Origin of the sequence: Streptomyces sp. NPDC057900 (assembly GCF_042887885.1) — a bacterium.
Taxonomy (GTDB): Bacteria; Actinomycetota; Actinomycetes; order Streptomycetales; family Streptomycetaceae; genus Streptomyces.
Map to the genome: position 1 here is coordinate 786,009 of NZ_JBHVOI010000001.1, position 24,761 is coordinate 810,769.

24 protein-coding genes and 1 pseudogene are annotated in these 24,761 nt (G+C 72.3%); 11 read left to right on the forward strand and 14 right to left on the reverse strand.

Annotation, left to right across the window (positions count from 1 at the left end):
• Window positions 1–47: 47 nt before the first annotated feature.
• Window positions 48–2,471, forward strand: coding sequence for a polysaccharide lyase 8 family protein (locus tag ACFVQ0_RS03170; RefSeq protein WP_390084011.1), 2,424 nt, complete (start codon window positions 48–50; stop codon window positions 2,469–2,471).
• A gap of 39 nt (window positions 2,472–2,510) precedes the next feature.
• The gene (locus ACFVQ0_RS03175; RefSeq protein ID WP_390084013.1) at window positions 2,511–4,442 is read left to right on the forward strand and encodes a DUF2264 domain-containing protein; all 1,932 of its coding nucleotides are present in this window, start codon (window positions 2,511–2,513) and stop codon (window positions 4,440–4,442) included.
• Window positions 4,443–4,473: 31 nt separating this feature from the next.
• Here ACFVQ0_RS03175 and ACFVQ0_RS03180 read toward each other — a convergent pair whose 3' ends face one another.
• The 9 genes from ACFVQ0_RS03180 to ACFVQ0_RS03220 all read right to left on the reverse strand — a co-directional run bounded on the left by ACFVQ0_RS03180 (window position 4,474) and on the right by ACFVQ0_RS03220 (window position 12,648).
• Entirely contained in the window at window positions 4,474–5,061 is a 588-nt protein-coding gene (locus ACFVQ0_RS03180; protein ID WP_390084015.1) for a GAF domain-containing protein, read from the reverse strand.
• Window positions 5,058–5,753, reverse strand: coding sequence for an ATP/GTP-binding protein (locus ACFVQ0_RS03185; protein ID WP_390084017.1), 696 nt, complete (start codon window positions 5,751–5,753; stop codon window positions 5,058–5,060). The genes ACFVQ0_RS03180 and ACFVQ0_RS03185 overlap by 4 nt, the downstream gene beginning before the upstream one ends.
• On the reverse strand, window positions 5,731–6,102 hold the full coding sequence (locus ACFVQ0_RS03190) for a DUF742 domain-containing protein (protein ID WP_185092623.1): 372 nt from the start codon (window positions 6,100–6,102) through the stop codon (window positions 5,731–5,733). Before ACFVQ0_RS03190 ends, ACFVQ0_RS03185 begins: the two co-directional genes overlap by 23 nt.
• A gap of 2 nt (window positions 6,103–6,104) precedes the next feature.
• A complete protein-coding gene (locus ACFVQ0_RS03195; RefSeq protein ID WP_389216903.1) occupies window positions 6,105–6,539 on the reverse strand; it encodes a roadblock/LC7 domain-containing protein in 435 nt (144 codons plus the stop codon).
• Window positions 6,540–6,546: 7 nt separating this feature from the next.
• On the reverse strand, window positions 6,547–8,454 hold the full coding sequence (locus ACFVQ0_RS03200; protein WP_390084019.1) for an ATP-binding protein: 1,908 nt from the start codon (window positions 8,452–8,454) through the stop codon (window positions 6,547–6,549).
• 326 nt (window positions 8,455–8,780) lie between these two features.
• Window positions 8,781–9,770: an alpha/beta hydrolase gene (locus ACFVQ0_RS03205; protein ID WP_390084021.1), complete on the reverse strand. Its 990-nt coding sequence runs from the start codon at window positions 9,768–9,770 to the stop codon at window positions 8,781–8,783.
• A gap of 28 nt (window positions 9,771–9,798) precedes the next feature.
• On the reverse strand, window positions 9,799–10,512 hold the full coding sequence (locus ACFVQ0_RS03210; protein ID WP_390084023.1) for a C39 family peptidase: 714 nt from the start codon (window positions 10,510–10,512) through the stop codon (window positions 9,799–9,801).
• 186 nt (window positions 10,513–10,698) lie between these two features.
• Window positions 10,699–11,691 (reverse strand): ArsR/SmtB family transcription factor, encoded by a 993-nt coding sequence (locus ACFVQ0_RS03215; RefSeq protein WP_390084025.1) that lies wholly within the window; start codon window positions 11,689–11,691, stop codon window positions 10,699–10,701.
• 111 nt (window positions 11,692–11,802) lie between these two features.
• Window positions 11,803–12,648 (reverse strand): class I SAM-dependent methyltransferase, encoded by an 846-nt coding sequence (locus ACFVQ0_RS03220; protein WP_390084027.1) that lies wholly within the window; start codon window positions 12,646–12,648, stop codon window positions 11,803–11,805.
• A gap of 47 nt (window positions 12,649–12,695) precedes the next feature.
• On the opposite strand from ACFVQ0_RS03220, the gene ACFVQ0_RS03225 reads away from it, so the two are divergent.
• Both ACFVQ0_RS03225 and ACFVQ0_RS03230 read left to right on the forward strand, forming a co-directional pair.
• Window positions 12,696–13,271, forward strand: a complete 576-nt coding sequence (locus ACFVQ0_RS03225; protein WP_390084029.1) for a helix-turn-helix domain-containing protein — start codon at window positions 12,696–12,698, stop codon at window positions 13,269–13,271.
• A gap of 287 nt (window positions 13,272–13,558) precedes the next feature.
• Window positions 13,559–13,936, forward strand: a pseudogene (locus tag ACFVQ0_RS03230) (Tn3 family transposase); the annotation flags it as partial.
• A 141-nt stretch (window positions 13,937–14,077) separates the two neighbouring features.
• Here the strand turns inward: ACFVQ0_RS03230 and ACFVQ0_RS03235 are convergent.
• Entirely contained in the window at window positions 14,078–14,836 is a 759-nt protein-coding gene (locus ACFVQ0_RS03235; RefSeq protein WP_390084031.1) for an SDR family NAD(P)-dependent oxidoreductase, read from the reverse strand.
• A gap of 147 nt (window positions 14,837–14,983) precedes the next feature.
• Between ACFVQ0_RS03235 and ACFVQ0_RS03240 the strand changes: the two genes are divergently transcribed.
• Both ACFVQ0_RS03240 and ACFVQ0_RS03245 read left to right on the forward strand, forming a co-directional pair.
• A complete protein-coding gene (locus ACFVQ0_RS03240) occupies window positions 14,984–15,619 on the forward strand; it encodes a TetR/AcrR family transcriptional regulator (protein WP_390084032.1) in 636 nt (211 codons plus the stop codon).
• Between the two features lie 127 nt (window positions 15,620–15,746).
• A complete protein-coding gene (locus ACFVQ0_RS03245; RefSeq protein WP_390084034.1) occupies window positions 15,747–15,869 on the forward strand; it encodes a hypothetical protein in 123 nt (40 codons plus the stop codon).
• 92 nt (window positions 15,870–15,961) lie between these two features.
• Here ACFVQ0_RS03245 and ACFVQ0_RS03250 read toward each other — a convergent pair whose 3' ends face one another.
• Together ACFVQ0_RS03250 and ACFVQ0_RS03255 are read right to left on the reverse strand one after the other, a co-directional pair.
• Entirely contained in the window at window positions 15,962–17,224 is a 1,263-nt protein-coding gene (locus ACFVQ0_RS03250; protein WP_390084036.1) for an MBL fold metallo-hydrolase, read from the reverse strand.
• A gap of 99 nt (window positions 17,225–17,323) precedes the next feature.
• Window positions 17,324–17,764, reverse strand: coding sequence for a PPOX class F420-dependent oxidoreductase (locus ACFVQ0_RS03255; RefSeq protein WP_390084038.1), 441 nt, complete (start codon window positions 17,762–17,764; stop codon window positions 17,324–17,326).
• A 255-nt stretch (window positions 17,765–18,019) separates the two neighbouring features.
• Here ACFVQ0_RS03255 and ACFVQ0_RS03260 point away from each other — a divergent pair, with 255 nt between their 5' ends.
• Together ACFVQ0_RS03260 and ACFVQ0_RS03265 are read left to right on the forward strand one after the other, a co-directional pair.
• A complete protein-coding gene (locus ACFVQ0_RS03260) occupies window positions 18,020–19,228 on the forward strand; it encodes a Glu/Leu/Phe/Val dehydrogenase dimerization domain-containing protein (RefSeq protein ID WP_390084039.1) in 1,209 nt (402 codons plus the stop codon).
• Between the two features lie 128 nt (window positions 19,229–19,356).
• Window positions 19,357–19,947, forward strand: a complete 591-nt coding sequence (locus ACFVQ0_RS03265; protein WP_390085358.1) for a TetR/AcrR family transcriptional regulator — start codon at window positions 19,357–19,359, stop codon at window positions 19,945–19,947.
• A gap of 67 nt (window positions 19,948–20,014) precedes the next feature.
• Here ACFVQ0_RS03265 and ACFVQ0_RS03270 read toward each other — a convergent pair whose 3' ends face one another.
• Complete coding sequence (locus tag ACFVQ0_RS03270; RefSeq protein ID WP_390084041.1) at window positions 20,015–21,016, reverse strand: DUF6745 domain-containing protein; 1,002 nt, start codon at window positions 21,014–21,016, stop codon at window positions 20,015–20,017.
• 153 nt (window positions 21,017–21,169) lie between these two features.
• Window positions 21,170–21,496, reverse strand: a complete 327-nt coding sequence (locus ACFVQ0_RS03275) for a hypothetical protein (RefSeq protein ID WP_390084043.1) — start codon at window positions 21,494–21,496, stop codon at window positions 21,170–21,172.
• A gap of 175 nt (window positions 21,497–21,671) precedes the next feature.
• Here ACFVQ0_RS03275 and ACFVQ0_RS03280 point away from each other — a divergent pair, with 175 nt between their 5' ends.
• From ACFVQ0_RS03280 to ACFVQ0_RS03290, 3 genes are read left to right on the forward strand one after another with little or no spacing between them, the layout of a single operon-like run.
• Window positions 21,672–22,622, forward strand: coding sequence for an STM4015 family protein (locus tag ACFVQ0_RS03280; RefSeq protein WP_390084045.1), 951 nt, complete (start codon window positions 21,672–21,674; stop codon window positions 22,620–22,622).
• A gap of 7 nt (window positions 22,623–22,629) precedes the next feature.
• Window positions 22,630–23,598 carry an STM4015 family protein gene (locus ACFVQ0_RS03285; RefSeq protein WP_390084047.1) on the forward strand — a complete coding sequence of 323 codons (969 nt, stop codon included), beginning with the start codon at window positions 22,630–22,632 and terminating at the stop codon, window positions 23,596–23,598.
• Entirely contained in the window at window positions 23,579–24,742 is a 1,164-nt protein-coding gene (locus ACFVQ0_RS03290) for an STM4014 family protein (RefSeq protein ID WP_390084049.1), read from the forward strand. The genes ACFVQ0_RS03285 and ACFVQ0_RS03290 overlap by 20 nt, the downstream gene beginning before the upstream one ends.
• Window positions 24,743–24,761 lie beyond the last annotated feature (19 nt).

The following is a 24,761-nucleotide window of genomic DNA, read 5'->3' on the forward strand; positions in this document are numbered from 1 at the left end:
GCGGCACAGGACATGGACGACGCAGCCGAACAGGACAGGGAGTCATCGTGCAACTGAGCAGAAGGACCCTTCTCGCCGCGAGCGGCGCCGCGGCCGTCGGCGCGACGCTCGCCCCGGCAGCGGGCACCGCGCAGGCCGCGGACAGCGCGCCGGACACCGCGACCGGCGCGGACCAGGACTTCGACGGACTCCTCCTGCGGGCGGAGACCCTGATCACCGGAGGCGGGTCGGAGCCGTCCGACCCCGACGTCGCCGCCGCCCTCGCGGCACTGGACAGCACGGCGAAGGACCTGTGGGACACCCTGGACCGCGGCGCCGCACGGACCGCGCTGTGGGCCGACCTCTCCCCCGTCACGGATCCGGGCAACTTCGGGCAGAGCTACACCCGGCTGCGCACCCTCGCCACCGCGTGGGCCACGCCCGGAGCCGCCCTGCACGGCGACGCGGCGACCGCGCAGGCCCTGCTCGACGCCCTGCGCTTCACGTACGACACCGCCTACCATCCGCAGGCGAAGGAGAGCGGCAACTGGTGGTTCTGGGAGATCGGCGCTCCCCGCGCGCTGATGGACTGCTGTGTGCTGCTGCGCGGTCAGCTGCCCGAGGATGACCTGACGGACTATCTGGCCGTCGTCGACCGGTTCTGCCCCGACGCGGACCGCCGGACCAACTCCCCGACGCTGCCGGAGACCGGCGCCAACCGCACCGACAAGGCGGTGACCGTGGCGCTGCACGGGCTGCTCGGCAGGGACGCGGACAAGGTGTCGTCGGCCCGTGACGCCCTCTCCGACGTGCGCGACTCAGGTCGCAACAGCCTCTTCCGATACGCGAGTTCGGGTGACGGCTTCTACCAGGACGGCTCGTTCGTCCAGCACGACGTGGTCGCCTACACCGGCTCGTACGGCACGGTGCTGCTCGGCGGCGCGGCCTGGCTGATCGCCCTTCTCGCGGACTCGCCGTGGGCGGTCGCGGACCCGGAGGTCTCCGTCATGTACGAGGCCGTGGAGCGGAGCTTCGCCCCGGTGGTGTTCGACGGGCTGATGATGGACTCGGTACGCGGGCGGGCCGTCTCGCGGGAGCGCGCGGGCGACCACCGGGACGGCGCCTCGGCCGTCGCGGCGATCCTCCTCCTCGCGTCCGGCGCACCAGCCTCCTACGCGGACAGCTGGCGGTCACTGGCCAAGGGCTGGCTGACCCGCAATCGCACCACCCCGTTCGCTTCCCTCGCCACCCTCCCCCAACTGGCCCTGGCCAAGGCCGTGCTCGACGACCGCTCCATCCACGCCGGGGCGCGCACGACGGGCAGCTTCGTCCTCGCGGACATGGACCGGGTGGTGCACCGCCGCCCCGGCTGGGCCTGCGCCCTGTCGCTGTCCTCGAAGCGGATCTCCGCGTACGAGGCGGGCAACGGCGAGAACCTGCACGGCTGGTACACCGGCGACGGCATGACGTATCTGTACGACGGCGAAGACCTGGGGCAGTACAACGACGGCTTCTGGCCGACCGTCGACCCGTACCGGCTCCCCGGAACCACGGTCGACACCCGCCGCCGCGACGACCTCGGCACCGGCGCGGGCACCTCCACCTACCTGCCGTCGAACAGCGTCGCGGGCGGGGCCGTACTGGACGACCGGTACACGGTGGCCGCGATGGAGGTGACCGGCGCCCCCGGCAGCACGCTGCGGACCAGGAAGGCGTGGTTCCTGCTGGACAACGCGGTCGTCGCGCTCGGCGCGGGGATCACCGCGAGCGACGGCCGGACGGTCGAGACGATCGTGGAGAACCGCAACCTCGGCGCGCGGGGCCGCAACCGGCTCCTGGTCGACGGGATCCCGCTCCCCGTGGAGCAGGGCCGGGCCGATGAGTTCCGCCGGGCCCGGTGGGCGCATCTCGACGGGACCGGCGGCTACGTCTTCCCCGAGGGGGCCCCGCTGCGCACCCTGCGCGAGGAGCGCACCGGGACGTGGCGGGCCATCAACACGGGCGCCGACACAGGTGGCAGCGCCGATCCCGTCACCCGCCGCTACCTCACGCTCTGGGTCGACCACGGCGTCTCTCCCGACGACGCCGGCTACGCCTACGTAACTCTGCCCGGTGCGTCGGCCGCCGCCACCGCCATCTGGTCGCACTCCCGGCCGGTCCGGATCGTCGCCAACGACGCCGCCGCCCAGGCCGTGGAGGACCGCCGGGCCGGACTGACCGCCGCGCACTTCTGGGACGCCGGGTCCGCGGCCGGGATCGCCTCGTCGGGACCGGCCTCCGTGCTCGTGCGGCGGAGGGGTTCGCGGGTGTCGGTCGCGGTGGCGGATCCGGGCCGGACCCAGACCTCGCTCACGCTCGAACTGCCCTTCCGGGTGCGGTCGGTGGCGGAATCCGATGCCACCGTGAGCGTCGCCCCCGGCCGCAGGATCGTCCTCACCATCAAGGCCGGCGGTTCACGCGGTCACGGCCACCACGCCGAACTCGTCCTGTAACCAACTTTTTTGAGCTCGAACCCGAGGAGCAGCGCCACCATGTCCGTCGCCCCGCATCTGCAACTGCCGCCGACCGACCGGGTCCTGTCGTCACGTACCGGCTGGACCCGGGCGCACTGGGAGGCGACCGCCGACCGGATGCTGGACGCGCTGACGCCGTACGCCACCCCCGGCTTCGCGCAGTACCGGCTGCCCGGCCGGGGCAGTTGGTCGGGGGTCGTCTCTGACGGTCTTGAGGGCTTCGCCCGGTCGTTCCTGCTCGCCGCCTGCCGGATCGCGGGCGCGGGCGGGGCGGTCGACCCCTCGCTGACCGAGCGCTACGCGGCCGGTCTCGCCGCCGGTACGGATCCCGGCAGCGACGAGGCCTGGCCGCGGCTGACGGACTGTTCGCAGCAGATGGTGGAGGCGGCGTCCATCGCGGTCGCGCTGCACGAGACACGGCCGTGGATCTGGGACCGGCTCGACGCCGGGGTCCAGGAGCGGGTCGTCGACTGGCTCTCCGGGTTCGTCGGCGGCCGCACCTGGGACAACAACTGGCGGCTGTTCCAGGTGGTTTCGGAGCAGTTCCTCGCCTCTGTGGGCGCCCCGTACAGCCGGTCGGACATCGAGGGCGGACTCGACAGGATCGAGGACTGGTACGTCGGTGACGGCTGGTACACCGACGGGGACGGCCGCAACTTCGACTACTACATCGGCTGGGCGATGCACCTGTACCCGCTGCTGTGGGCACGGATCGCCGGGCCGGACGGCGACGGCGGCCGGGCCTCGGTGTACCGGGAGCGGCTCAGCCGGTTCCTGGAGGACTACCCGCACTTCTTCGGGGCCGACGGCGCCCCGGTCCACCAGGGCCGTTCGCTCGCGTACCGCTTCGCCTCACTGGCCCCGGTATGGATGGGCGCGCTCGCGGACTGCACGCCGCTGGCGCCCGGACTCACCCGCAGGCTCGCCTCCGGCACACTGCGGCACTTCGCGGAGCGCGGGGTACCGGACGAGCGGGGGCTGCTGACGCTCGGCTGGTACGACACCTTCCTGCCGTCCACCCAGCCGTACTCGGGTCCGGCCTCGCCCTACTGGGCGAGCAAGGGTTTCCTCGGGCTGCTGCTCCCGGCGGACCACGCGGTGTGGACCGCGCGGGAACTCCCGCTGCCCGTCGAGGAGTCCGACACGTACACCGCACTGCCCGCACCGGGCTGGCTGCTGCACGGCACCCGGCACGACGGGATCGTCCGGCTGGTCAACCACGGCAGCGACCACAACCCTCCCGCGCCCGAGGGAGATTCGCCCGGAGCCGATCCGGACCTGGGCGCGGGAGAGGACGACCCGCACTACGCGAAGCTCGGGTACTCGACGGCGACCGCACCGGAATCCGCGCCGCACGCCATGGCCCGCAACATCGACAACCAGCTGTCCCTGATCGCCCCGGACGGCACCCCGTCCCGCCGCCGCCGGATCCATCCCGTGAGCTGCGAGGGCCGCGTCGCCGCCTCCTGGTCGGCGGCGCGGCTGCCGGGCGACGAGCGCGCGTACCGGATCGGGACGACGAGCGTGCTGCACGGACCGTGGGAGATCCGGGTGCACCGGGTCGATGCGCCCGAGGGCGCCTCGGTCCGGGAGGGCGGCCACGCGGTCGCCGGCCCGATCAGCCCGTTCGCCTCCTCCGGTCCGGACTGGGCGCTCGCCCGCACGGCCGACGGGCTGACCAGTGCGGTGGTCGCGCTGTACGGGTGGGACGGCGGCGCCGACGGGGCGGCGGTGGCACGCGATGTCGAGTCCAACGCGTACGGACCGCACTCGGCGGTGCCGTATCTGCGCAGCGCGCCCGGTCCGGGCGGCCGGAGCGTGCGGGTGTCGCTCGTCGTGCTCTCGCGCGACAGTGTCCATCCGGAGGCGCTGCGGACGGCGGTGCGCGTGCGGGTGGACGGCGACGCGGTGGTCCTGACCTTCCTGGACGGGAGCCGGGTCGAGGTCTGACCGGCCGAGGGCCCCGGCCGGCGGGCCGGGCTCAGATCCCGATGCTGTTGTCCTCCCGGCTGTGGATGTGACCGATCAGCTCCTGCGCGAGGGACTTGATCGTGTCGAGCCCGGCCCGCCCCCACGGGCGGGGCACGGTGTCCACCGCGCAGACGGCGCCCAGGGCGATCCCCGTGCGGTCGATGAGCGGCGCCCCGAGGTAGGAGCGGATGCCTATGTCGTCGACGACCGGGTTCCCGGCGAACCTCGGATAGTCGCAGACGTCCTCCAGGACCAGCGCTCTTCGCCGGACCACGACGTGCGGGCAGTAGCCGTGGTCGAGGGCGACATAGCGCCCGCTGCGGCCGCTGCCCGCCGCCGTGGCGCCCAGGTCGGCACCCCTGCGGGTGCCCGCGGGGGTGTGCAGTCCGGCGTAGAACTGCCGGTTGCCATCGATGAAATTGACCATGGAGAAGGGCACTTCGGTCACTTCGGCCACCCGGTCGGCGAAGGCGTCGAAGTTGTCGAACGAGGCGTCGCTCCGCTCCCCCAGGTCAAGGCTGCGCAGCCGCTGGGTCCGGACGGGGGCGTCGCTGTCGACGGGGGTCAGCAGCATCCGTCCGATGGCGTGCGGGATCACGTATGGACTCCGAAACTGCCGTGGCCTGAGAGCGGGGCCGGCTCCGCGGTGGCGTTGATGAGGTGCTGGAGGAGGGTGACCAGCGCGCCGGTTCCCGAGCTGGCGATCCGGGCGTCGCAGAGGACGACCGGTACCGCGGGTGCCAGGTCGAGCGCGGCCCGCACCTCCTCGGGGCCGTAGCGGAAGGCGCCGTCGAACTCGTTGACCGCGACGATGAACCCGATGCCGCGCCGCTCGAAGAAGTCGACGGCCGCGAAGCACTCCTCCAGCCTGCGGGTGTCCGCGATGACCACGGCTCCGAGCGCGCCCTGCGAGAGCTCGTCCCACATGAACCAGAACCGTTCCTGGCCGGGGGTGCCGAACAGGTAGAGCACGTGGCTCTCGTCCAGCGTGATCCGGCCGAAGTCCATGGCCACCGTGGTCGAGGTCTTCGACTCGATGCCTTCGAGGCTGTCCGTCGCCGCGCTGACCTGGGTCAGCAACTCCTCCGTGCTCAGCGGCGCGATTTCGCTGACCGCGCCGACGAACGTCGTCTTGCCGACCCCGAAACCACCCGCGACCAGCACCTTGAGCGCGACGGGAAAGCCCTCCGGGCTGCTGGGCTCCTGCGCGTAGCCGACGTTTCCGGGGCTCCCGGACCCCGGGTACGGGGCGGAGCCGTCGAAACCGTCAGAGCTGTCGTCGTAAGCCATCGAGCACTGCCTCCAGCAGGGATCGGTCGGTGGGCATGTCATGGAAGGCGGGCGGGTGCGCGGTGACCGCTCCGCAGTCGACCAGGTCGGAGAGGAGCACCTTGGTGACGACCGCGGGCAGCCGCAGGTGGGCGGCGATCTCGGCCACCGAGGTGGGCCCGCCGCACAGACCCAGCGCCACCGAGTGCTCGGGGCCGAGGTGGACCTGCGGGACGGTGCCGGTGGCCATCACCAGGGAGAGCAGGTCGAGCACGGTGGTGGGTCGGGTGCGGCCGCCGCTCACCGTGTAGGGGCGGATGAGGCGGCCCGCCGCATCGTCGAGCAACGGCGCGTCCTGGGTGGCCGACACGCTCACAGCCCCGTGGCGCCCGGCACCCCGGCCGCTTGTCTGGTCGGGGTCATCAGATAGGGCCGGACGCTCTTGACCAGCATGGCCATCTCGTAGCCGAGCACGGCGGCGTCGGCGCTGCGCCCGGCGAGCACGGCAAGACAGGTGCCGGAACCGGCGGTGGCGACGAAGAGCAGGGTCGAGTCGAGCTCCACCACCACTTGGCGCACCTCCCCGTTGTCCCCGAACCGCGCCCCGGCACTGCGGCCGAGGGAGTACAGCCCGGCCGCCAGCGCCGCCATGTGGTCGGCGCTGTCGGCGTCCATGCCGTGGAGGGATTTCACCAGCCCGTCGGCGGAGAGCAGGACCGCGCTGCGGGTGTACGGCACGCGCTGTACCAGCCCGCTCAGCAGCCAGTCGAGGTCCGAGACCTGACCGGACGGCATATCGGTCGCCATGGTGCATCTACTCCTTGGAGGTGTTCACGTCGAGTGGGTCTTGATCGCTGTGGTACGAGCCGGTCCGCAGGAGCTGGCCCGGCGCCGGGGCGCCCCGGACCGGAAGCGGATCCAGCGGTGTCCCGGCGGCCGGCACCGCCGCCGGCTCCGTCCCGAGGACGGACTCCGGTACGGGCTCCGCCCCCGGCTCCGCGTCCGCTCGGGCCTCCCCGAGGTCGATGCCGCGCCGGAAGGCCGCCACCAGGCCCGGATCGTGCAGGGTCGGCTCCTCGTCGGTGCGCGGGGCCGGTGCTTCCCTGAGCTGGGGCACCAGGTGCTCCTGGTTCGCGCGGCGGGGAAGCTGCGGGCGGTCCATCGTGCCGCGTACGACCCCGGTCTCCGGGGGGAGCGCCGGGACCGCGTCGTCGGCCGGAGGGATGCCGGGGCGGGCCTCGGCGGGGGTGGGCCGGTCGAGGCGTTCGGCGCGCAGCGGGAGCGGGGGGGCCTCGCCCTGGCGCCGGGTCTGCTGCGGCTGGTGCATCCGCAGTTGCTGCTGTTGCGGCACGTAGGGCCGACGCTCCGGCTCGGGGGCGGGCGTCGGGGCCGGGCCGAGATCGCGGGGGGCGGCGGCCTCGTCCAGCGGGGGCGGGCGGTGCACGGGGCCGGGGGGCGGGGTGGGTGTCTCGCCGGCCGCGGTGTCGTCCGCCGCTCCGAGCAGGGACTGCGGAAGCACCAGTACGGCCTGCGTGCCGCCGTAGATGTTGCTCTGCAGCCGTACGGCGATGCCGTGCCTGCGGGCCAGCGAGGCCACCACGAACAGCCCGATCCGGCCGTCCTGGAGCAGTCGGGCGACATTGACCTGGTCGGGGTCGGCGAGCAGGGCGTTCATCCGCTTCTGCTCGTTGCCCGGCATGCCGAGCCCCCGGTCCTCCACCTCAAGGGCGAGGCCCGCCGTGACGTGCTGGGCGCGCAGCAGCACCTGGGTCTGGGGGGCGGAGAACACCGTGGCGTTCTCGACCAGTTCGGCCAGGAGGTGGATCACGTCGGCCACGGCGTGCCCGCGCAGGGTGCCGTCGATCGGGGGCACGAGCTTGACCCGCGGGTACTGCTCGACCTCGGCGATCGCGGAGCGCAGCACCTCGGTCATGGTGACCGGGTTGCTCCACTGCCGCCTGGAGACGGCGCCGCCCAGGACCGCGAGGTTCTCGGCGTGCCGACGGATCCGGGTGGCCAGGTGGTCGACCTGGAAGAGGCCCTTCAGGAGATCCGGGTCCTCGACCTCGTGCTCCAGCTCGTCGAGCAGCTGGATCTCCCGGTGCACGAGTGACTGGAGCCGACGGGCGAGGTTGACGAAGACCTCGACCTTCTGGTCCTCGCCGGTGTGCTCGGAGAGCCGGGAGGCCTGTACGACGGCGGCGACGGCCGCTTCCTGCTGGCGGCCGAGCTCCTGCGCCAGCAGCTCGAAGGCGTCGCTGCCGGGGGCGGTGGGCTGCGGGACCCGGCGGGTGGGTACGGGTTCGCCGTTGCGGAGCTGTTCCACCACCTGCTGCAGTTCGGCCTGGCCCTGCGCGCTGGCCCGGCGCAGGGCGAAGCACCGCCCGAGGACGGTGGTGGCGACGCGGTTGGCGGCGAGGAAGGCCGCCGCGACGGCGGCGACCGCCAGTGCCGCGGCCGCGCCGAGCGCGGTCCACAGCTCGGTGGACGGCGCGGCGCCGGTGGAGCGGACCGTGAGGATGACGGCCGCTGCGCCGGTCAGCATGACGGCGGTGGCCGGCAGCACGGCGGTGCGCAGGAGTTGGGGGCGTATACGCGCCTCGGGGGACGGCTGGGCAGCGCGCGGTCTGGCCGCGGCCGAGTGGGAACGGGCGCCCGGTCGGCCGTGCCGCCCGCCCTCTCGGCGTTCCGGTCGCGCGTCGGGTGCGCGAAGTTGAGACATCAGCGTCCTCGGTACGTGGGGCCCCAGGAATCGGTATCCATGTGGTGGCACCTACGGTGGTCGGTCATTCTTGGATCATCGGCCGGACGGGCTCCGGGATATGAGCCCACCGTTGATCACCGGACACACACGGTAGTCGCCCTTGACGAGGCCGCGGCGGGCAGTTGCGGAACTTGCCCGCCATCCGTCCCGCTCTGGTATGAGCTCTCGCACGAGCGACCGATTAAATACCTACGCCCATGCGGCTGTTACCGGCCATGTCCCCGGCCGCACGCGAGAAGCCCCCTCGACGACTCGGGGTCGAGGGGGCTTTCTGACGTAACCACTCAGGCCTTGCGGAGCCGGGCCACGATGCCGTCGAGGTCGCGGCGGACCATGTCGGCGCGAATCATGTGTCCGCCCGGTTCCTCGTACCATTCGTGCGGGATGCCGACGGCGCCGAGAAGGGCCCTGAACTCCCGCTGACCGGCCAGCACCTGGGTCTCGTTGGCCGTGTCGAACCAGTTGACCGGGTCAGGGCTGGTGCCGGCCACCAGGAAGACCCGTTTGTTCCGGTAACTCTCGATCCGCTCGACCGGGTTGTCGGCGCTGACCCTGGCCTCGTCCCACAGCGGTATGCCGTAGACCGTGCCGCCACCCAGGTCCAGGGCGGCCGAGGACGCGTTCGCCCAGTGGGCGACCAGCCCGGCGTCGCGGCGCAGGCTGGCCGGGCCCGAGTGGGCGCTCACCGAGGCGAAGTGGCCGTAGTACTTGGCCGCGTACTTCAGGGCGCCGAAGCCGCCCATCGAGAATCCGGCGACGGCACGGCCGTTGTACTCGGCGTAGGTACGGAAGTTCGCGTCGATCCAGGGAAGCAGCTGGCCGATGTGGAAGGTCTCCCAGTTCCGGGGTCCGGTGTTGGAGCTGACCGGGTTGGAGTACCAGCCCGCGTGCCCGCCGTCGGGCATCACGACGATGAGGGGCTTCCCGGCCGTCCAGTCCCGGATGCCCGCACGGTCGAAGGTGATGAAGTCCTGGTCCGTACCGCCCCCGTGGAAGAGGTAGAGGACCGGGTAGGTGCGTGCGCCGGTGTGGTAGTCGTCGGGGAGCAGGACGTTGACGCCCGGGTTCCAGCCGATCGCGTCGGTCGCGAACCGGTAGTACCACATGCGCGGATCGGCCTCGTCTCGCTCCACGACGCGCAGTCCGAAGCCGTCGCCCGCCGCACCGGCCGGGGACGCGGCCGCGAGGATGCCCCCGGTGCCCAGTGCCATCGCTGCGGAGATCCCGCCGGCGGCCCTGATGACGCTTCTGCGGGTGGGACGGTAGCTGCTCAACACGGCCTCCTGGTGGGAAGGGAACAGGTCACGCCGAGTAGCCCTTCGGCGGGATCAGCGTGGCGAGCTGATCGAAGGAGATCCAGTAGATCTGGTTGCCGCCGAAGGAGGCGGGGTCGGCTATGAGGACGGTGCGGTCCACGTCGTCGTAGCCGAACACGGTGAAGTAGTGGTAGATCGTCTGGTCCGAGGGGTAGCCGGGCGGCTGGTTGCCCGGCGGGGCCACGATGTTGGCCACCAGCGGGTAGTTGCGGTCGATGTCGAAGACGATGTCGTTCCACAGCAGGTCCCGCTGGGCCTGGGTGGGCGGGTCGTTCGGCATCTCCTTGGTCTCGTACCAGCCGCCACCGAGGTTGGCGTTGAGTACGCCGGTGACCTGGCCGATGTGGTCGGTGCCGGCCTCGGTCGTGCCGAGCTGCCCGGCCAGGACGCCCTGGCTGGGCGGGGCCGTCCGGGCCGAGAGGGCGATGCGGGTGGCCGCCGGACCGCACCAGTAGCCGGTCTCCTGGACCTGGTAGTCGATCTCCAGCCAGTGCCCGCTGCTGGTACGCCCGGCGTCGACCTCCAGCCGGGTGCCGGGCTCGTTCTGCCCGCTGACGACGGCCGTACCGGCCTTCGTCCCGTGGGCGAGCACGGATACCGGCCGGGTGTTCGGTACGGGCGATGCCTGGGCCATGCCGGATTGGAGAAGAGCACCGACGGCGGCGACGGCGATCGCGGAGGATACAAGTCTCCTGCGCATAAAGGCTCCTGAGGGTGGGGGGACAGGCCTTGCGGGCGGAACGCCTGCCGGGAAGGCACTCGGCCGGTGAACGCCACGGCTCCGCGCGGCACGGCCGGGTCCGGCAGCAGGGGCCAGCGTCGTGCCCGGCCGCCGGACGGCGCAAGGAACGAAAGTTCAGGCTTACGGGCCCCGGCCCGCCTCCGGCTACCGCTTCGCCCGCCCGGCGGCGGCCAGCAGCGCCCGCCCTTCCGCCGTCGCGACGTGGATGGACCGGCCGGCCTCGCGCACGGTGGCGACCAGACCCGCCGCGCGCAGCACGTTGAGGTGCTGGCTGACGGCGGGGTGGGTCACGTCCAGGAGCCGGGCCGCCTCGACGGTGGAGCATCCGGTACAGGTCGCGCGCAGCAGGCGCGCCCTGGTGCGGCCGAGCAGCGGGCCCAGCGGCCCGGCGTCCCCGGTCGGCCGGGCGGGGGCGGGACCGGCCCAGTCCTCGGCGTGGTGGATGGGGTAGACCAGAACGGGCGGCAGGTCCCCGTCGGCCAGGGTGATCGGCGTGGGCCAGCAGAAGAACGACGGTTGCAGCACGATTCCCCGCCCCTGTAAGCGGAGTTGCTGGTCGACGGGGTATGCCGCCTCCAGTACGGGCGGGCGCCAGCGGAACTGCGGCCCGAGCCCGGCCAGCAGCCCCTCGGTGCCGCCGTCGAGGAGGCTGCGCAGGCGCAGGGCGCGGTCGGCGTCGATGTGCGCGTGGACGCGTTGCCAGTACGGGGCGAGCGCCTCCTGCTGGTAGGTGCGCAGCGCCTCACCGAGCTGCCGGAGGGCGTCGGCGTCCCCGCCGGCCAGGGAGTTCACCCAGCCGGGGAGTCGGAGCGTGGCCGCCAGGTGCGCCAGGTCGGTGCGCAGCCGTGGGCGCGGAGTGCTCATCAGGGTGTCGACGGCCGCCTGCAGGGTCGCGCGGTCGCCGGCGGTGGGGGTGAGGAAGTCCGGCGAGTACCCGCGCGGCGGAAGCAGCGGGGAGAGCAGCCGGGGGCTCGGGGACAGCCGGGGGCGGACCCAGCGCCGCCATGTGCCGAACACCCTTTCGCCGTCGCGGCGTTGCAGGGTCTGTACGCTGTTGCTGATCTCCCAGAGGAAGTCCGGCCCGGGTGCCACCCGGATCCGCCCCAGGTCCTCCGGGGTGAAGTGCACCCGCAGCATGGCCGCTCCCTCGAAGGCGCAGGCGCACCGACGCCGTGCCCGCTTCCCGACGGCAGCGTACCGCCGTTCGACCCGCGTCCGGCCGCGCGGGCGCCGACGCCCGACGGACGGTCAGGGGCGGCGGCCCACCCAGGTGGTCCGAGTGGTCCGGACCGTGAGGTCGTCGCGGCGCAGGACGCCGTGCGGGCTCTCGTCGTCGGTGACGGTGTCGAGTGCGTCGAGGTCTTCCGCGGGGAGCTGCCCGTCGAGGTGGGAGCGCAGCTTCCGCAGGCACGCCCGGGCGTAGCGGGCGGTGGCGACCGGCAGCGGGGTGGGCAGGTCGATCACGAAGGCGCGTTCGGCTTCCGGGGTGAAGCCCGCGCGGACCAGGTGGTCCGTCCAGCCGGCGGCGGGCGCTCCCTTGAGGGCGGCGTGGAGTCGGGCCTCCAGGCCCGGCCGGCCCACCCCGATGTCCTCGGGCAGGAAGCGCGGGAAGAAGTCCATCTCGGTGACGGCCAGGAGGCCGCCCGGCCGCAGGGCGTCGAACACGTGGGACAGCACTCTTTCCGGGTCGGCCAGGTGGTGGAGCGCGGCGGCCGCCCAGACGAGGTCGCTGGGGCCGAGGGCCGGCCATTCCTGGTCCAGGTCGGCCTGTACGCCGTGGACCCGGTCCGCGAGCCCCAGCCCGGACGCCTTGACCGACAGGCGGTGCAGCATCTGCGGGGAGACGTCCACCGCCGAGACCCCGGCCCGCGGAAAGCGCCGCGCCAGGGCGATCGCACCGGTCCCGGTTCCGCTGCCCAGGTCGACGATGCGGACCGGTTCCCGGTCGGAGAGTTCACCCAGCCAGGTGGTCAGCTCCGACAGGTACGTCCCCAGGACCTCCGCGTCGAGCTCCAGGATCTCGGCCATGGCGGCGGTGGCTGTGTTCGTGGCGGCTGCATGTGTGGCGGGAGTATGGGTGGCGGGAGTGTCCATATCGCGACCTTATCCCTGGCTTGCGCATGGCGCTTAAGCTCTTGCGCATGACGCAAGAAAGCGATCTGGACAGCACGGTCCGCATGCGGATCAGGAGCCTGCGGCGGGCCCGCGGCTGGTCACTCGACAACCTCGCGGAGCGCGCGCTGCTGAGCCCCTCCACCCTGAGCCGCATCGAGACCGGTCACCGACGCATCGGCCTCGACCAGCTCACGGCGCTGGCCCGCGCCCTGGGAATCTCGCTCGACCAGCTGGTGGAGAGCGCCGACGACGAGGATGTCGTGATCAGGCCGCGCCGCGACGAGGAGCGCGGGCTGACCACCTGGGTGCTGAACCGGGGCTCGGGCCGGGCCGGTGCCACCGTCGCGAAGATGCGCATCACCGAAGAGGCCAGGGGTCCCGGGGCCGATCAGCTGGGAGTCCATCCGGGCAAGGACTGGTTCACGGTCCTGTCGGGGACCGTCACGCTGATCCTCGGCGAACGCGCCATCCGGGTCGAGACGGGTCAGGCCGCCGAGTTCTCCACCATGATCCCGCACGCCTTGAAGGCACACGGCGGGCCGGCCGAGATCCTGTGCATCCTCGACCACGACGGGCAGCGCACCCACCTTCCCCCGGCATGAGCCCGGATGCGCCGGTCACCCGGCACGTCGAGGTGTCCGGCCTCGGGGAACATCGGTACAGCGGTGGCACTGATATTGATCATGGTCGTCCAGCACACCGGCCGGTCGCTCCGCCGGGGTTCGCGGAAAGATCGCCGGGCGGGTGCTGGGGCTGGGGCTGGGGCTGGGGCTGGCTACGGTCCGGTCGTGCCGGTGGAGTTTCTGACTGATGAGCAGGCCGAGGCGTACCGGAAGTTCGCCGAGGAGCCGACCCGCCCTGAGCTGGAGCGGTTCTTCTGGCCTGGGCCCGGCTCGTGCACGTCGACCAGTACTACCTGCGCGTCGACACCATCGCCGCGGCGAACGCGCGGCTGATCGCCGCCCAGGCCGGCATCCCGATCGTGCACACTGGGGCAACTGGCTGCTGGCCTCCGTGAACGGGCTGCGCTTCCAGGTGCCGGTGCGCACCATCAACGCCGCCCCCTCGCCGAAATACTTCGGGTTCAAGCGGGGCGTCACCTGGCTCAACGCCGTCAACGACCAGGTCGCGGGCATCGGGCAGATGGTCGTGCCCCGGCACCCCGCGCGACTCCCTGCACATCCTGGACGCCCTGCTGAACCCGGACGGCGGGGTGAGGCCGGAGATGGTGGCGACCGATATCGCCTCGTACTCCGACATGGTGTTCCGACGCCGTCGGCGTCCCGGCCACCGGCGCTCTACGCCCGGTGCGCGCCCCGGACGCGTCGGAGCTGGATGAAGACGAGACTGGCGCGGAATGAATCCGGCGCGCCGTTGCCCGTGACCCGAAACAGACCCGCCCGGTCGGTCACAGGAGGGCGCCGCCGGAGACCTCGATGCGCTGGGCGGTCATCCAGCGCAGGCCGTCGGACGCCAGCGTGGCGATGGCGTCGCCGATCTCCTCGGGTTCGCCGACGCGGCCAAGCGCGGTCTGCCCGGCCAGACCCTGGCGCATACCGGCGTCATCCCGCATGGCACCGCCGTTGAAGTCGGTGGCGGTCGGCCCCGGGGCAATGCTGTTGACCCGGATACCTCGGGGGCCGAGTTCTGCGGCCAGGGTGCGGCTCAGGGCCTCGACGGCGGCCTTTGATGCGGAGTAGACCGAGGTCGCGGGGCTGGTGTGGCGAGTCAACGACGACGAGACGTTGATGACGCGGGCACCTTCCGCCAGCAGCGGCACAAGCGACTGGATGAGGAAGAACGTGCCCCGCACGTTCGTGCCGAACACCGTGTCGAAGTCGTCGGTCGTGACAGCTTCCAGTGGGCCGAAGACACCCACCCCCGCGTTGTTGACCACGATATCGAGCCGCGAAGCCCCCCAGCGCTCAAGCAGTCCGCTCAGCTCGGAAGTGAAGGCTCCGAAAGAGGAGACGTCGCTGATGTCGAGACGCACGACAGCGGCGGTCCCACCCGCAGCGTGCACGTGCCGCTCCGTCTCCTCGGCCCCGGCCACATCACCGCGATGAGTGATCACGACCCGCACCCCACGCGCCGCCAGCGCAAGAGCCGTACTCCGGCCCAGACCACGGTTCGCACCGGTCACCAAAGCGATCCTGTCGGCTGTCATCCGCTACTCCCTCATCACACGGCACCGGAGAGACATCGGGCACCGCCATCCGAGGCGAGTCACTCGACTCGCCTTCCCGTTGCAGCGTAGGCAGCCCCAAAGAGGCGAGTCAAGTGACTCGCCTCGGATCTGGGGCATACTGCACGCATGGCAGCAGAGCTCTCCGCACACCACCGCCGTCTCGCCCAGCAAAAGCGTGAGGCGATCATCTCCGCGGCCACGGACCTCTTCCTGAACCACGGTTACGACGGCACGTCCCTCGCGCGCATTGCCGAAGGGGCGGCAGTCTCGAAGTCCACCTTGTTCAAGCAGTTCCCCACCAAGGCAGCCCTCTTCGAGGCCATCGTCACCGAGTCATGGCAGCGTGACGCCACCGACGCCGTCGCGCGACCTCGGGCCGGAGATCTGCGTTCCGGCCTGACCTCCATGGGCCACCGCTACGCCGACCTGATCGGCCGGCCCGGCATGACAGCCCTGTTCCGCATCGTCATCGCCGAGCTGCCTCGCTTCCCCGAACTGGGACGGATGCAGTTCCAGCTCGGCAAGCTGCCCTACTTCACCTCTGTCCAGCGCTACCTGGAGTCGGAGCGCGAAGCCGGTAACGCCGACGTCCCGGACGCCGAGAGCGCCGCCAACCAGTTCCTCGGGATGATCGCCAACTACGTCCTGTGGCCCCGCATGTTGCTGACCGACTGGAACCCCACCGCCTCCGACATCCGCTACGCCGTCGAGCAAGCGGTAGAGACCACGCTCGCCCGCTACGCCTCCGATCGACCAGCCTGATCCGAAGCTGGAATTCGTACGCCGCCGCCCCAGCACCGGAGGGGCCCGCGGAGACGCGACCGCGCGCGCCGTCGCTGTCGGTAAACGATCGTTCGGCGACAGACGGCCGACGTGCCCCGTCCCCGCTGTGCACCGCCGGCTCCTCCCCCGCGCCCAGCCACTCGACGGCGGCCAGGGCGTCCCCGCCGTCCCGCTCCAGCGCAAGGCCCGCCGCGAGTACGAGAACCGGGTCAGTGCGCTCGCACCCTGACCATGATCAATCTCAGCGCCAACTGCTTTACCGATGTTCCCCGAGGCCGGTGTCCGCGGCACACGCGCTCCGCGCCGCGGACACCTCACCGCTCAGGCCTGGGCCGCCGGGTCGCGATCACGGTCGGGGGCCGGTGTCACGGCTCCGCCGGGCAGCGGTACGTGGACCGGGGGCCAGTTGCCCCAGCCCGCCACGGGCTCCGCCGCCACACCGCGCCACCACGGTTCGACGGCCGGCGGATCGGCGGGCTCGAACGGGCGGCCCGGGTGCGGAGCCACCATCGTCACTCCCGCGACCTGGGTGGCACGCATCGACCATTCGGCGGGCTCGGCCCACGGATGCAGCGCGAGGTTGAACGTCCCCCAGTGGATCGGCAGCATCACGCCGGCCGCCGGATCGTTGCCCTGGAGGTCCAGATGGGCCTGGACGCCCTCGTCGGGGCTCATGTGGATGTCCGGCCAGGCACCGGGCTCCGGCCTGCCGTCCGTGTGGTCCTTGGGCCAGTACTGGCTGTACGCACCGATCTGGATCATGGTGGCGTCGAACGGCCCGTGTTCGGCGCCGATCTCCTTGAACCCGGGGAAATAGCCGGTGTCGCCGCTGTGGTAGATCCGGTGCTCGGGTCCCGCGACGGCCCACGAGGCCCACAGGGTGTGCTGCTGGTTGCGCAGCCCCCGGCCGCAGAAGTGCCTGGCCGGGGTGGCGGTCAGGCTGATCCCGGCGACCTTCGTGTCCTCGTTCCAGTCGAGCTCGCGGATGCGGTCGGGGGACACGCCCCAGCGCTCCAGGTGCGCCCCGACCCCGAGCGGCACCGCGAAGACCGTGTCCGTACGGGCCAGCGCCTGGATGGTCGGCAGGTCGAGGTGGTCGTAGTGGTCGTGCGAGATCACCACGACATCGACCGGACCGAGCACGCCGAGCGGCAGCGGTGCGGGATGCAGGCGCTTGGGGCCCGCGAAGGCGAAGGGCGAGCAGCGGTCGCCCCAGACCGGGTCGAACAGCACCCGCCGGCCGTCGATCTCCGCGAGCACACTGGAATGCCCCATCCAGGTGAGCCGCAGCCCGGAGGCGGGAGGCGTGGCGAGATCGGCCAGGGTGGTGGCATGGACCGGTACATCACCGGTCGGCGATCTGAGGACCCGCTCCTCCTTGCGGAAGTACGTCTTCGCGAACTCCAGGGCGGACCCCGACGGCCTGATCCGCGCCCCCACCGGGTTCTGGAAGGACCCGTCGACGAAATTCGGGGAACGACGAATGCGCTCCATGCGGGGGCCGCCCGGGTCGGCCCCGAAGTCGGCGGGCCGCAGCGCACGCAGCCGGGTACGGAGCGAGAACGGGGAGTCAGCGCCGGTCACAAGATCTCCTGAGGGAGTCGGTGTCATCTCATTATGGACAGGGGGTACGACAGTGCGAGAGCAGAACACCCAACAGGATGGTGGCCCGCCGGGCCCGCCTCAGCCACGCGGCTGCCCGTACGCGTGCTCGACATGGAGACGCAGTACGACCCGCCGGTCCCTGACCATGGCCCGGCGGTAGTCGTCCCAGTCCGGGTGCTCGCCCTGGACGTCGCGGTAGAGCTGGATCAGCTCCGCCACGGTGGCGTCCTGCGGGTCCGCCGCCGGCGGGGTGAGGTCCGCCGTGCCGTCCGCCACCGTCCAGGCCCAGCGGTCCTCGCTGGTGACGTGGTAGCTCGCCCTCGGGTCCCGGCGCAGGTTCCGGGTCTTCGCGCGGTCCTCGGTGACCGAGACCCGGACGATGCGCTCGTCGGGATAGTAGAAGTGGTTGACATTGGACAGCTGGGGCCTGCCGTCCCGCTTCAGCGTGACCAGTACACCGCTGTTCCCCTCGGAGAACAGCCGAAGCAGCGCATCCTGATGTGCGTCGATTCCCGTCATGCCGAATCCAACGTCCGGACCCCGCGCAGGATTCCGCGTTACGCCCCCGGCATACGTCCCGCGGCCCGCGCGACCGCATCCGGCCGGCGGGCCCCGCTCCGGCGGGGGCCGCGTTGACAGCGGCGCCGAACCGTCTCGATACTGACTCGCGATTCAGTAAAGATCGCGGGCCCGGCGAGCACCGGCCCGTACCGCCCCGGGTCCACCGCACCGTCCCGGGGCCCGCCCCGATCGCAGTGACCGAGGAGAACTCCGATGACCACGCCCGCGGTGTCCCCGCCCGCCCCGCTGATCTCGCTGACCTGGACGGACCACGTCACCGGTCACCGGGGACACCTGGTCGTCGACCGGCTGGTACGCGGGGTGTCCAGCGGCGGGCTGCGGATGCGCGCGGGCTGCACGCTCGAAGAGGTGGCGGGACTGGCCCGGGGCATGACGATGAAGGAGGCCCTCCACTTCGACGCGGACCGCACCGGGGCCCGCTATGTGCCCCTCGGCGGCGCCAAGGGAGGCATCGACTGCGACCCCCGCGATCCGGCCGCGTACGGCGTCCTGGTCCGCTACCTGCGCGCCGTGCGCCCGTACGTCGAGACGATCTGGACGACCGGCGAGGACCTGGGACTCAGCCAGGACCTGGTCGACCGGGCGGCGGCGGAGGCCGGGCTCGTCTCCTCCATCGAGGCCGTCTATCCGCTGCTCGACGACGAGCCGGCCGCCCGGCAGCGGCTGGCCGACGCCTTCGCCGTCGAGGTGGACGGCATCGGTCTCGACGAGCTGGTCGGCGGCTGCGGGGTCGCCGAGTCCGCGCTCGCCGCCCTGGACCGGGACGGGATCGCGTACGGCGGGGCGCGGGTCGCCGTGCAGGGGCTCGGCACCATGGGCGGCGCGACGGCCCGGTTCCTGTCGCGCGCCGGACTCCGGGTGGTCGCCGTGGCCGACGTCCGGGGCACCATCGCCAATCCGGCGGGGCTGGACGTCGAGGCACTGCTGTCCGCCCGGGACACTCACGGGACCGTCGACCGGGGCGTGCTGCGCGAGGCCGACCGCGAGCTGCCCGCCGGGGCCTGGCTGGAACAGGACGTGGAGGTGCTCGTTCCGGCCGCCGTCTCCTACGCCGTCGATGCCGGGAACCAGGCGAGGATCAGGGCCCGTTGGGTGGTCGAGGCGGCCAATATGCCGGTGCTGCCGGAGGCCGAGGCGCTGCTCGCCGAGCGCGGGATCACGGTGCTGCCCGACGTCGTCGTCAACTCCGGTACCAACGCCTGGTGGTGGTGGACCCTGTTCGGTGACATAGGCGCCGACGCCGACGAGGCCTTCGCGCACACCCGGAGCTCGATGCGCGCGCTCGTCGAGCTGGTGATGAGCCGGGCCGCCGCGGACGGCTGCACCCCCAGAGCGGCGGCCCACGCCGTCGTCGCGGACCGGCTGCCGGTGATGGCGGAACGCTTCGGCTGGTACCGCTGACCCGGTGCGCGGCTGCCGCAGGGGCGTACGGGCCCCGCACGGTTCTGCGGCCACCGGCGGATCACGGTCCTGGCCTTCCCCGGCAAGGCCGTTGTTAGGGTGGCGCCGTGGGCAGAGTGCGGTTGAGTGTGGCGGAGCGGCGCGAGGAGCTGCTGCGCGCTGCCGTGGAACAGATCGAGGTGCGAGGCGTCGCAGCGGTGCGGATCGCCGATGTGGCCTCCGTCCTCGGCGTGAGCAACGCACTCGTGCTCTACCACTTCTCCACCAAGGAGAAGCTGGTCGCCGCCGCTTTCGCGCACGCGGCCGAGGCCGATCTCGCCCATCTGCGCAAGCTGCTGACCCGCCGGACCACCGCGGTACGCAGGCTGCGCGCCGCCGTCCGCTGGTACGCGCCGACGGGTCAGGCCAAGGGCTGGCGGCTGTGGATCGAGGGCTGGGCCGCATCGATCCGCGATCCCGCGCTGCGCACGGTCGCGGGCGATCTCGACCAGCAGTGGAAGGCGGAGCTGGCCGAGGTCATCGACGAAGGCGCGGCCGCGGGCGAGTTCCACTGCGACGACCCGATGTCCGTGGCCTGGCGGCTCACCGCTCTGCTGGACGGCCTGGCCGTGCAGATGACCTCGTACGCGGGCCCGCTCTCCCGGGCCACCATGCTGGAGTGGACCGAACAGGCACTGGCCCGTGAACTCGGCATCGACCACGCGACGCTGACTGCCTGACCACCGGACCGCGCCCCTTCCGGCAGCCGCCCCCGCCACCCGTCCGCCCGTTCCGCGCGCCGGTCCGTCAGGTCTGGCGCAGAGGTGCGTAGGCATCGCCCCGCAGCCCGAACGTCCAGGCGACGCCGTCCTTCGCGGTCCGGACCGAGGGCGGCACCCGCAGCCAGTAGGTGCGGTGCGTGCCGTCCGGCTCCGGGGTGGAGTTGACCACCTCGACCATGACCACGTCCTCGTCGCCGACCAGCGCGATCCGCCAGAGGATGCCCGTCTCGTCCCGGTGGACCGGTTCGGCGCCGGATTCGGTGAGGTAGCGGTCGTATCCGTAGAACTCCAGCATCACGCGCCGCAGTTCCGCGTTCTCCTCCGCCCTGATCCGTGTGGGGGTGAGCGTGGTCAGCTCCGCCAGGAAGTCGGCGGGCACCGGCATGCCGCGCCAGGCGTACAGCCCGAACCCGTCCCGGTAGGAGAGCGCGGGACCGTCGCCGCGGTCGAGCCTGCCCGCCTCGTCGCGGTACAGCTCCTCGGGGCGCTCACTGATCACCACCGTGCGCTCGTAGGGCCACCACCAGCCCGCGTTCCTGGCCACCGCCGCCAGTCCGTCGAGCCGGTCGCCCCGGCCGTCGAACGCGGCGAGCCAGGCCGCGTCGTGCTGGCCCAGGACCGCGTCGAGGAGGAGCAGCCGCACATCAGGCTCGTCCTGCGGCCCCTCTGCCACCTCGGTGACGACAGCGGCCCGTATCCGGTCGGCGAGCGCCGCCGTGGTCTCCCACAGCTGGGCGCCGGTGGCGGACCAGAGCGCGGACCAGCCGGCCGGGCCCAACTCGTCGTACATCCGGCGCCGTTCGTCCGCCCACGGGCGGGTCCTGATCTCCTCGCGGACCGAGCGGCCGGCGTCCGCCAGCTTCCGCACGAGCCCGACGGCCTCCCTGGGCGAATCGGCCCAGACGAACTCCTCCGGCTCGGCGAGACCCGCGCTGCGGTAGGCGAGCCGCACCCCGTCCTCCGCCGCCGACCGGTCCGCCGCACCGGTCGCCGCCGCCACGGCCCGCCATGAGTCCACGTACTGCATGTTCTCCCCGTCCCCTGTCTTCCCTGTTCCCGGTCTTCCCTGTTCCCGGTCTTCCCTGTTCCGGATACCAGTTCCGGACGTTCTCCGGTTACCTGTTCCGGACGTTCTCCGGCCACTCCCCTGCGCGGCCCCAGCAGGCCCGGCCGGGGCGGCTCAGTCCGCGACGACCCGGACCGCCCCCGGCGCGTACTCCCGTTGGCGCACGACGCGGAACCAGCCCCTCGGCAGCGGGATCACCGCGTGCTCCTCGTGCACCACCCGTCCCCCGTCGGGGAGGTGGAGCAGCATCGGGCCGAACACCCCGGCCTCCCGGATCAGCCGCCCCGGCCCCGGCACCGCGTGGGCGTGGCCGGTGACCTCACCGAGCGCGAGCACCAGCCGGCCCCGCCCGTCGCGCAGTTCGCCCGGTGCGTCCAGGAGGTTCGGCGGTACCTCCGACTCCTCCAGCGCCATGATCAGCACATCGCCCTGCCGGTACACAGACGTCTCCCCTCCGAACCGGCACCCGCTGTGCCGGCCACCTGGAAAACGCTACGGCGGGGGTCTGACAATCGGCGGTGGAGAACCGGGCGGCGGGGCCGGTGCGCCCGTTGTCAGTGGCTGTTGATAGACCTTGCGGACATCAATCCGTCACCGTCATCAGGAGCCCAGGGCCATGTCCGATGTGGACCACCTGCACGAGCTGCTCGGCCTTCCGGCCGTCGACTTCCAGCACGACGCGAGCGACGGCAGCAGGCCGGCCGCCGGTGCGGCGGCCTGGCGCGTCTTCGTCGAGCCGTACGAGGACGACCGCACCTGGGAGCAGGAGTTCGCCTCGTTCCTGGCGGCGGTGGATCCGGCCGGGGTACGGGCGCTGATCATCGGGCAGTGGGGCGAGTCGTACGAGGAGGGCTCCTCCTATCCGATCGGTCTCGTGACGGCCGCCGCCGACCGGCTGACGTCGCTGGAGGCGGTGTTCGTCGGGGATCTGACGATGGAGGAGTCGGAGATCTCCTGGATCCAGCAGAGCGATGTGACCGCCCTGCTCACCGCCTACCCCGCGCTGGTGGAGTTCGGGGTGCGCGGCGGAACCGATCTCGTCTTCCCGCCCACCCGGCACGAGCGCCTCCGTTCGCTCACCGTCGAGACGGGCGGGCTGCCGGTCGAGGTGGTCCGCGGGGTGCTGGACAGCGAGTTGCCCGCCCTGGAGCGGCTCGATCTCTGGCTGGGTGTGTCCGCCTACGGGGGCGACGCCAATGTGGCGGATCTGGCGCCGCTGCTGTCCGGCACCCGGTTCCCGGCCCTGCGCCATCTCGGTCTGCGCAACAGCGAGGTGGAGAACGAGATCGCGGCGGCCGTCGCCTCGGCCCCGCTCGTGGCCAGGCTGCGCACACTCGACCTGTCCTGCGGCACCCTCGGTGACGAGGGCGCGGCCGCGCTGCTGGAGGGCCAGCCGCTGACCCATCTCGATGTGCTGGACCTGCACCACCACTTCCTCAGCGAAAAGATGGCGGGCCGGATCTCGGACGCCCTGGAACCGCACGGGGTGCGGGTCGATCTGTCGGACCGCCGCGAGCCGTGGGGCGGCGGCGGGCCGGAACAGCGCTATACGACGGTGGCGGAGTGATACGGCCTTGAACAGCATCGAACACCCCGAGATCTTCCACGGCCTTCCCGTGCTGACCCTGCCCTGTGCGGACGATGCCGAGGCGCCCGCGCTGCCGTCGGCGGGATCGGTGGCCTGGCGGCTGGACTGCGGGCCGGACGAGGTGCCGTTCCCCGAGCTCTGGCGGCACTTCCTCGACACGGTCGACCCGGCGGGCGTCAGGGCCCTGCTGATCGGGCCCTGGTGGGAGGACGACTACTCCGTGCTCGCGCCCGTCGTCGAACTGCTCGTCACCGCGGCGGACCGGTTCCCGGAGCTGCGCGCGCTGTTCCTCGCCGATGTGGTCGGCGAGGAGTGCGAGGTGTCGTGGCTCGCCATGTGCGACATCACACCGGTCCTCGAAGCGTTCCCGCTCCTGGAGGAGCTGACCGTGCGCGGCGGTGGGGACAGCGTCCCCGAGGAGGCGAAGCTGGAGCTGCGTCCGGTGCGGCACGGGGCGCTGAAGGCGCTGCGGTTCGAGTCCGGCGGCCTGCCGGGCCACGTCGTGCGCGCGGTCGGGGCCTGCGAACTGCCCGCGCTCGAAAGGCTGGAGCTCTGGCTCGGCTCCAGCTGGTACGGCGGTGACGCCACGGTGGAGGATCTGCGCCCGGTCCTCGCGGGCACGGGCCTTCCCCGGCTTCGCCATCTCGGCCTGCAGAACAGCGAGATCCAGGACGAGATCGCGGCGGCCGTCTCGCACGCCCCGGTCGTCGCCCGGCTGGAGTCGCTCGCCCTCTCCATGGGGACGCTCACCGACGAGGGAGCCTCGGCGCTGCTCAACGGTCAGCCGCTCACCCATCTCACCTCGCTCGACCTGCACCACCACTACCTCACGGACCCGCTGATGGACCGGTTCCGGGAGCTGTGCGCCGGTGCGGGCACCCGGCTCGATCTCGACGGGGCGGACGACTGGGATCCCGAGGACGAGGATTCCCGCTATGTCGCGGTCAGTGAATAGCGCGCCGCCGCGTTTCGCGGTCGTGGGCATTCCCGGCAACCGCCGCGTCGGCCTCTTCCAGGAGGCCGTGCGCGCTGCCGGGCTGGCCCCCGCCCGTGTCGTGTCCTGGCTCGACGTGCTGAACGGGGCCGCGGTCTTCCTGCCCGGGGAGACCGTGCGCATCGACTCCCCCGGTGAGGACGCGGAGGTCGAGCGGCTGCTGCGGGGTGTCGAGGACCCGACCCGGGTGGAGGGTTCGTCCCGCTGGTACGCGCGATTCACCTCCGCCGTACGGGAGGTGGCGCGGGCGGCGGCCGGGGCGGGCGCGGTCCTGCTGGACGATCCCGGCGACATCGCGGTGCTGTTCGACAAGCGGTTGTGTCACGGCGTGCTGGCCGCCGCGGGCGTGCCGGTGCCCGCCTCGCCCACCTCTGGCCCCGCCGCGCCGCCCGTGCGTGGCTGGGCGGATGTGCGCGGGCTGATGGCGGAGCACGGGATGCCGAGGGTGTTCGTGAAGCCAGCGCACGGGTCCTCCGCCTCCGGGGTGCTGGCCGTGGAGACGGCCGGACCGGGCCGGGTGAGGGCGACCACCTCGGTCGAGCGGGACGGGGCGGGCAGCCTCCACAACTCGCTGCGGGTGCGGCGGCTCACGACGGAGGGCGAGGTCGCGGCGGTCGTCGACGCGCTCGCGCCGGACGGTCTGCACGTCGAGCGCTGGCTGCCGAAGGCCTCCCAGCGCGGCCGGGCGGCGGATCTGCGGGTCGTGGTGGTGGACGGCCGCGCCACCCATGCCGTCGTGCGCACCAGCCGCTCCCCCATGACCAATCTGCACCTGGGCGGCGCTCGCGGCGATCTGGACGAGGCGCGGGCCGCCGTCGGGGCGGCGGGCGACAGCTGGCGTGCGGCTCTGGCGGTCTGCGAGCGGGCGGGCGACGCCTTCCCGGACACGCTGTGCGTGGGCGTCGACCTGCTGCCCTCGACCGGCTGGCGGCGGTTCGCCGTCGGTGAGGTCAACGCCTTCGGCGATCTGCTGCCGCGCCTGACAGGTCTGCCCGGCAGCGGCGCCGAGGGCCTGGACACCTATGCGGCGCAGGTCGCCGCCGTACTGAACAGAGCAGCCGTACTGAACAGAGCAGGGAACCACCGTGTCGACGCAGCATCCTGAACCCCCGTCCGGCGTCCTG

Bases quoted from the DNA above. Each gene is read 5' to 3' on its own strand.
- ACFVQ0_RS03270 (WP_390084041.1), bottom strand. From the start codon at position 21,016: ATGCAGTACGTGGACTCATGGCGGGCCGTGGCGGCGGCGACCGGTGCG.
- ACFVQ0_RS03255 (WP_390084038.1), bottom strand. From the start codon at position 17,764: ATGACGGGAATCGACGCACATCAGGATGCGCTGCTTCGGCTGTTCTCC.
- ACFVQ0_RS03185 (WP_390084017.1), bottom strand. From the start codon at position 5,753: ATGGCTTACGACGACAGCTCTGACGGTTTCGACGGCTCCGCCCCGTAC.
- ACFVQ0_RS03175 (WP_390084013.1), top strand. From the start codon at position 2,511: ATGTCCGTCGCCCCGCATCTGCAACTGCCGCCGACCGACCGGGTCCTG.
- ACFVQ0_RS03280 (WP_390084045.1), top strand. From the start codon at position 21,672: ATGTCCGATGTGGACCACCTGCACGAGCTGCTCGGCCTTCCGGCCGTC.
- ACFVQ0_RS03225 (WP_390084029.1), top strand. From the start codon at position 12,696: ATGACGCAAGAAAGCGATCTGGACAGCACGGTCCGCATGCGGATCAGG.
- ACFVQ0_RS03210 (WP_390084023.1), bottom strand. From the start codon at position 10,512: ATGCGCAGGAGACTTGTATCCTCCGCGATCGCCGTCGCCGCCGTCGGT.
- ACFVQ0_RS03220 (WP_390084027.1), bottom strand. From the start codon at position 12,648: ATGGACACTCCCGCCACCCATACTCCCGCCACACATGCAGCCGCCACG.
- ACFVQ0_RS03235 (WP_390084031.1), bottom strand. From the start codon at position 14,836: ATGACAGCCGACAGGATCGCTTTGGTGACCGGTGCGAACCGTGGTCTG.
- ACFVQ0_RS03200 (WP_390084019.1), bottom strand. From the start codon at position 8,454: ATGTCTCAACTTCGCGCACCCGACGCGCGACCGGAACGCCGAGAGGGC.
- ACFVQ0_RS03260 (WP_390084039.1), top strand. From the start codon at position 18,020: ATGACCACGCCCGCGGTGTCCCCGCCCGCCCCGCTGATCTCGCTGACC.
- ACFVQ0_RS03195 (WP_389216903.1), bottom strand. From the start codon at position 6,539: ATGGCGACCGATATGCCGTCCGGTCAGGTCTCGGACCTCGACTGGCTG.
- ACFVQ0_RS03215 (WP_390084025.1), bottom strand. From the start codon at position 11,691: ATGCTGCGGGTGCACTTCACCCCGGAGGACCTGGGGCGGATCCGGGTG.
- ACFVQ0_RS03240 (WP_390084032.1), top strand. From the start codon at position 14,984: ATGGCAGCAGAGCTCTCCGCACACCACCGCCGTCTCGCCCAGCAAAAG.
- ACFVQ0_RS03290 (WP_390084049.1), top strand. From the start codon at position 23,579: ATGTCGCGGTCAGTGAATAGCGCGCCGCCGCGTTTCGCGGTCGTGGGC.